4 protein-coding genes and 1 pseudogene are annotated in these 6,510 nt (G+C 55.3%); 2 read left to right on the top strand and 3 right to left on the bottom strand.

Translation table 11 applies throughout. From position 1 onward, the window contains the following. Positions 1–458: pseudogene (locus tag ACVWZF_RS14000) on the top strand (hypothetical protein); the annotation flags it as partial. A 35-nt stretch (positions 459–493) separates the two neighbouring features. Here the strand turns inward: ACVWZF_RS14000 and ACVWZF_RS13995 are convergent. Continuing rightward, positions 494–724: a DUF2555 domain-containing protein gene (locus tag ACVWZF_RS13995; protein ID WP_011433368.1), complete on the bottom strand. Its 231-nt coding sequence runs from the start codon at positions 722–724 to the stop codon at positions 494–496. A gap of 354 nt (positions 725–1,078) precedes the next feature. Between ACVWZF_RS13995 and ACVWZF_RS13990 the strand changes: the two genes are divergently transcribed. Further along, the gene (locus ACVWZF_RS13990; RefSeq protein WP_011433370.1) at positions 1,079–2,857 is read left to right on the top strand and encodes a diflavin flavoprotein; all 1,779 of its coding nucleotides are present in this window, start codon (positions 1,079–1,081) and stop codon (positions 2,855–2,857) included. Here ACVWZF_RS13990 and ACVWZF_RS13985 read toward each other — a convergent pair. Both ACVWZF_RS13985 and ACVWZF_RS13980 read right to left on the bottom strand, forming a co-directional pair. Next, on the bottom strand, positions 2,835–3,407 hold the full coding sequence (locus ACVWZF_RS13985; protein WP_011433371.1) for a Uma2 family endonuclease: 573 nt from the start codon (positions 3,405–3,407) through the stop codon (positions 2,835–2,837). The genes ACVWZF_RS13990 and ACVWZF_RS13985 overlap by 23 nt on opposite strands. Positions 3,408–3,474: 67 nt before the next feature. Continuing rightward, complete coding sequence (locus ACVWZF_RS13980; protein ID WP_457411717.1) at positions 3,475–6,438, bottom strand: PAS domain S-box protein; 2,964 nt, start codon at positions 6,436–6,438, stop codon at positions 3,475–3,477. Positions 6,439–6,510: the final 72 nt, after the last annotated feature.

Genomic DNA, 6,510 nt, shown 5'->3' with positions numbered 1-6,510 from the left:
AGTCCATCCAAGAAAGCCGCGCCCAGTCTGCCGAGGAGAACGCCGCCCGTCTGCGGGAAATCGAGGAGCTGCGTCAGTCCATCCAAGAAAGCCGCACCCAGTCTGCCGAGGAGAACGCCGCCCGTCTGCGGGAAATCGAGGAGCTGCGTCAGTCCATCCAAGAAAGCCGCGCCGAATTTGCCGAACAAGCTGCTGCCCAAGCTCAAGGCCTGCGAGAGCTACAGCAAGTTGTCAGCGAGACCCGCTCTGACTTAGCTCACCTTGCCGAGTGGGCAGAGGAAGTGACTCAAGCTCTGGTTACCCTCACCGCTCTACAACGAGAGCACGAACGCGCCATCCAGGCCATCAACCAACGGCAGGCGGAAACGGATCAGAGGTTCAACGTTCTCCTTGAAGAAGTGCGCTACCTGATTCGCCGGCAAGGCTCTGACGGAAATCCTCCCCCCTCGTTGCCCTGAGCACTGGGATCCCTTTAAGAACTGCAAGGACAGCCCTAATCTTCATCCACTTCCCACTCCAACAGGTGTGCATAGGGAGCCACTAAGTGGGGAGCATAAAAGGCAACGGCTCGAAGGGCATGCCAGTCTTCCAAGCAGCCAAAGACGGTCGGATACTCATTGCGCTCCAACCGCTCTGCAATTGCCGCCACATCAGCTTCAGTAAACTGGCGGGGATCCATCCCCTTGGTAGGGGCCTCCACTTTGGACTTGGATCGGGCAGACATAGGCAGCCTGAACACGCTACAAGCCGATCTTAGCCTCTTCTTTTCGCTGGCCAAAAACTTGAATACTCCCTGTCCCAAAGGGAGAAAATTCTTAATTACTGGTATTTCTTAGCAACACTGCGTGAACAGCTTTAAGACAGTCGTGTGGTTTTTTGGGCAGTTGAGTCTTCTCGCCACTGTATTTGCTGTAGCACAAAAGCCGCCCTACTGGTTGAGTTCCGCGTAGGGGTAGAACGGGGCTTCAGACCCAACTTTTGGGTAAGCCAACCCCTGTTCTCCCGAAACTCTGAAAAGGGATCCCCATTCCCCCAGTTTCGTGGCAAGGTGAGGACAGATACCGCATCGGAGGCTGCTATGGAGAGCAAGATCCCCGCCCGCGATGTCCAAGTTGCCCTTATCGGCCCGTCCACGTTGGTTCTCCGCTCCCGCACCTGGGATCGCCTGAAGTTTGAGCTGGAATACGCTCGGCAACGGGGCACCACTGCCAATAGCTACCTCATCCAGGCCCGCCAAACCCTTCTCATCGATCCTCCGGGGGAATCGTTCACCAGCATCTTTTTAGAAGAGCTGGCCCAACACCAGTACCTACAGCGGTTGGACTTTATTTTGCTCAGCCACGTCAACTTTAACCGCATTGCCACTCTCAAGGCCCTATTGCCTCTGGCTCCCTATGCGATGGTGCTCTGCTCCAAACCGGGATCCATTACGCTACGGGCTGCCTTTGAAGAGATGGATCCCTTGCCCCGCAGTCGCGACGAAGAGGAAGCCGCCGATCTGGGCATTTTCTACAATGGCCACCAGTCCTTCCGTTTGCGGGTCATCCGGGATGGGGATCGCCTGGATCTGGGGGAAGGGCATGAGTTGCACTTTCGCACCGTGCCCACACCCCGCCACCCCGATGCCCTCTGTACCTACGATCCGGCTACCGGGATCCTCTACACCGATAAGTTGTTCGGCGCCCATGTGTGCGATGAGCAGGTGTTTGACGAGCATTGGCGGCAGCTCAGCGAAGACCGTCGCTACTACTTCGACTGCTTGCACCGCAACCAATTGCCCCAGGTGAAGGCAGCCCTGGCCAAGTTGGAAGAATTTCCCGCCCAAATCTATGCCCCTGCCCACGGCCCCTTGGTGCGCCACAGCCTGCGGCGCTTGCGGCTGGACTACCACACTTGGTGCGAGGAGGATCCCGGCGAGCAGCGGGTAGCTCTTCTGTACACTTCTGCTTACGGGAATACAGGTTTGATGGCCATGGCCATAGCCCAAGGGTTGGAGCGGGCCGGCGTTAAGGTGGAGCGGATCAACTGCGAATGGGCCACCCCGGAGGAGATCGCCCAAGCTCTGGAGCGCTGCCAAGGGTTTGTTATCGGATCCCCGACCTTGGCCGGCCATCCTCCTGTGCAGATCCAAACCGCCCTTGGCATCATCCTTTCTTCGGTTCCCACCACCCGGTTAGCCGGGGTTTTCGGCTCCTACGGCTGGAGCGGAGAAGCGGTGGATCTCATCGAGAGTAAGTTGCTCAATGCCGGCTTTTCCTTGGGGTTTGAGACGATCCGCGCCAAGTTTAAGCCCACCCCTGAAATCCTAGAAGCCTGTCAAGAGGCGGGATCCCAGTTTGCTCAGGCCCTGCGCAAAGCCAAACGAGCCCGCGCCCCTCGCCAAACCAGCAGCGAAACTCAGGCGGATCGGGTTGGGCAAGCCCTGAGCCGGGTGGTGGGATCCCTGTGCGTAGTTACCGCCCTGCAAGGAGAGACCCGCCGCGGCTTCCTCACCTGGTCGGTGGCCCAGGCTAGCTTCAATCCACCAGGGCTAACCCTGTCGGTGAACAAGGAACAAGAAGCCGAATTGCTGACCTATCCCCAGGCACCCTTTGTGCTCAACATCTTGCGGGAAGGCAAAGGTAGCAACTTGCAGCGGCACTTTCAGCGGCCCCAGCGCCCTGGAGAAGATCGCTTTGCCGGCTTGGCCACGGCCACTGCTGAGAATGGCTGCCCCATTTTGTTGGATGCCTTAGCTTACCTGGAGTGCCGTGTGAAAACTTGGATGGACTGCGGGGATCGCTACCTGGTCTATGCCGAGGTGGAACGGGGCAAGGTGCTGGATCCCACGGGGGTTACGGCCATGCGGCGGGGGTAGTGTATTGGAGAACAAAGATTTGTTGTGGAGTCAATGCTAACTGGATCCCATCGATCACCTTAAGCTGACGATCTCCTCGGCAAATTTCTGGCTCTTGTTGAGGGGCAAATATCAAAACAGAGTAATCGTCTAAATCCACCATCCACCCTAATTTGCTGCCGTGCTTTAGGCAATGCAGGATATTATCGATTACACGGCTTACCCTTTGACCCGGCGAAAGAATTTCGATAATCCAGTCGGGTGCTGCGGTGAAGTCATCCTCTGGCTCGCCTGTTTCACTTAGGCGAATTCGATCCCACGCAATTACGGCAATATCGGGAACAATGGAACGACCGGCAAAAGTGCATCGCAATTCGGGTAGGGCAGTATAGCTGGTGGTGCTGCCGTCAACCTCAGCCACGAGGCGTTTTTGCAAAATGGAATGGCGGACTTTGGGCAGCGGTTTTTGAATGGCAACTCCATCCACGTACTCCCATGCCGGAGACTCTTCTATGTGAGGCAACTTGAGGAAGTCTTCAAGAGTGAGAGCCAAATCTAGGCGAGTTGTCATAGGTTTAGGCAAAGCCCCCCCGGATCCCTGCCAGTAATGTATCCCAAAGCGAGGGGAAGAAGTGGAATTAAAATTGCGGCAATTCGGGTAGATGTAGCGTAAAAGTCGTCCAACCGGCAGAGCTGTTGACCTCAATGGATCCCCTCAGTTGATCCACCATTTGTTTCACCAAAGCCAAGCCCAGACCGGTGCCCCCTTCTTTCCAAGGATCATGGCTGGGGATCCGGTAAAAACGATCGAAAATGCGGGTGAGTTCCTCAGCCGGGATCTCTTGGCTATTCCTGACTTGGATGCGAGTTCGGTTGGCCTCAACCCTGACTTCTAGGCGGATGGATCCCTGGCCGGGGGTGTATTTCACCGCGTTGTGTAGCAGCTCCCGCAGGATACGCCCCAAAAGGAGAGGATCTGTGGTGATGCTGCTCTCCAGAGGCACGTTGGCTTGAAAGGTTTGCCCCTTAGTACGGGCGCGTTCGCCAATAGCCAACAGCAAATCCCCCAACAAGGCTTCCCAGGTCAGCGTTTGCAGATTCAAAGCATAGGCTCCTGCCTTTAGCCGCTGCAAATCCAACAGGTCATTGATCAGCTCGATCTCCCGCTGGCATTCTCGCTCTGCAATGGCTAAGTATTGAGCTCGTTTCTCCCCAGTGGGAGCCATCTGCAACATTTTCAGGGCCATTTTCATGCTGGCTAGAGGAGTGCGCAGCTCGTGGCTGACAGTGCTGATGAAATCGTCTTTCAAGCGGTTGAGGCGCTCTAGGGCTTGCACCTGCTCTTGGGCAGCTCGGAATAGGCGCGCCTGCCTTAGGCCGATAGCACATTGATTGGCCACTTGAGCTACGAGATTCATTTCCTGCTCATCAAAACTTTCCTCGCTGCTGCGAAAAACCCACAGATCCCCCAAGACTTGCTCCCCATCCCGCAGAGGGCAGACCAAGACTGATCCTTGGCGGGGGGCGTCAGGAAGTAAACAATGGTCAGGAAGTAAACAAAATATGCAGGGCTCTCCTCGCAACAACTGGGCGTAGAGATCTGGATATTGGGCAAAGGGAATACAAGTATGCAAGGCCGACCCCAAGCGAGGACAATACTCGTAGCTGATGGCGGAAAGGGTGAGATCGGCGTTGTAAAGGCCAATATCGCAGCCATCTGCATTTAGGTTTTCTCCCAGCTCGCGCAGAGCGGTGTTGAGAATTTCAGCTTCATCCAGAGAGTCGCGCACCCGGTCAGTGATGCGTTTCAGCAGGGCCTCAAATTGCAGGGATCGCTGCAACTCAGAGGTGCGTTGCCGAACCTTTTCTTCCAAGGTTTGATTGAGGGCTTGCAGTTGTTCATATAACTGGGCCTGTTGCAACGCGATGGCTAATTGATCGCTCAGCTCTTGTAAAAGCCGGATTTCCCACCCCTGCCAAGGGCGGCTGGATTGGCAGTGCTGTGCCACCAGAAGGCCCCAGAGATCCTCTCCCCGCCGAATCGGGATCACCAAGTTGGCTTGGGCTTGGAAAGACTCCAGCAACTCCCGATAGCAAGGATCCAAATCGGCTATTGCTACATCCCCCACTGCCTGGACAAAGCCCTCTTGGTACTTGCGATAGAACGGATCCCTTTGGAAATACTCATCCCACACGTAGCGGCCCAGGTGGCTGGGCCAGGGATCCGCCACCGACTCAGCAGCTACAAACCCCCCTACACCTTCCTGCAACTGATAGATCATCACCCGATCCACCTGGAAAACCTCTCGCACTTCTGCAACAGTGGTTTGCAAGATAGATTGCAAATCCAAATCCTGACGGATGCGTCGCAGCAAAGCTCCAAGCAGCCGCTCCCGCTCTGCTTCTTTCAGCAACAGATCTTGGGCTTGTTTGAGGGGCGTTATGTCCACAGCGATGCCGCAAACGGCGTAAGGAGACCCCTGCTGATCCCGCAGGGCAAACTTGGTGACCCACTGGGTCAATCTCTTGCCATCGCGGAAAAAGGTTCGCTCGTAGCTGACAGGATGCGGAGATTGCAGGACTTTTTGATCCTGATCTCGAAATTCTAGAGCCTCTTCTGATGCGAACAGCTCACTATCCAACTTTCCAAAGAGCTCTTCTGCCTTGCAGCCTCTCTGTTGTAGATAAGTCTTGTTTACATGAAGATAGCGCCCTTCCAGATCTTTGAGAAAGATAGAAAAAGGGATCCCGTCCAGAATGGCCCTAAGCCGGGCCTCACTTTCTTGTAGAGCCAGCTCTGCTTCTTTCTGCTCCGTAATATCTTCGGTAATGCCAACAATACGGATAACCTCTTGCTGTTCGTTCAAGATGGGTCGGCAAGAAGTACGCAGCCAGCGCAGCCTGCCATCCCGATGGAAAAGGCGGTAGGTGATCTGCTGGGCTTCTTGAGTGGCTCGGGCGGCCACCTGCAGTACCCTTGGCAGATCTTCGGGATGGATCCTGTCTTTCCAGAGATCTGGCTTGCGGCGAAACTCTTCTGCTGTGTAACCCCAGATCTTCTCGCTTTGGGGGCTTTTGTAGAGAGACTGGCTCAAGTCTGCAGAATACACAAAGAAAACCACCGGTACAGCCTCTGCAATTTCTCGGAAGCGGGCTTCGCTCTCTCGCAAAGCCAGTTCCACCTGCTTTTGTTGGGTGATATCGCGGGTACTGGAAACGATCCCTTGCACAGAGGGATCCTCCAAAAGATTGGTGCAGAGGCTCTCCAGCCACACCCACTGGCCATCGGCGTGTTGGGCCCGGTAAATAAAGCTGAGTGTCTCGCCAGGTCGAGCCTTGAGTTGCTCAAGAGCATTAGCAACGTTCTGCCGATCCTCGGGGTGAACCCAATCCAAGGGTACGGCCTCTCCCTGATTGGGAGCACGCCCCAAAATTTTCTCAGCAGCCGGAGGATTTAAGGTATGCAGCAGACCTTGGGCATCGATCCGACACAAAATGTCGTGGCTGTTGTTGAGGAAGGCGCGAAAACGCTCTTCTTGTTCCCACACCTCCTGTTCCAGCCGCTTTTGTTCGGTGATATCTAGGTTGTGTTGATCTTTCATTTGAGCCAAAAGAGAGCACTGACGAGATAGAGAAAACTCAAGAAGTTCCTGGCCAATTTGTCAAAACGAGAA

Source organism: Thermostichus sp. OS-CIW-30 (assembly GCF_054060215.1).
The sequence above is the reverse complement of the archived record's forward strand: the minus strand, read 5'-3'. Positions and strand labels throughout refer to the sequence as shown.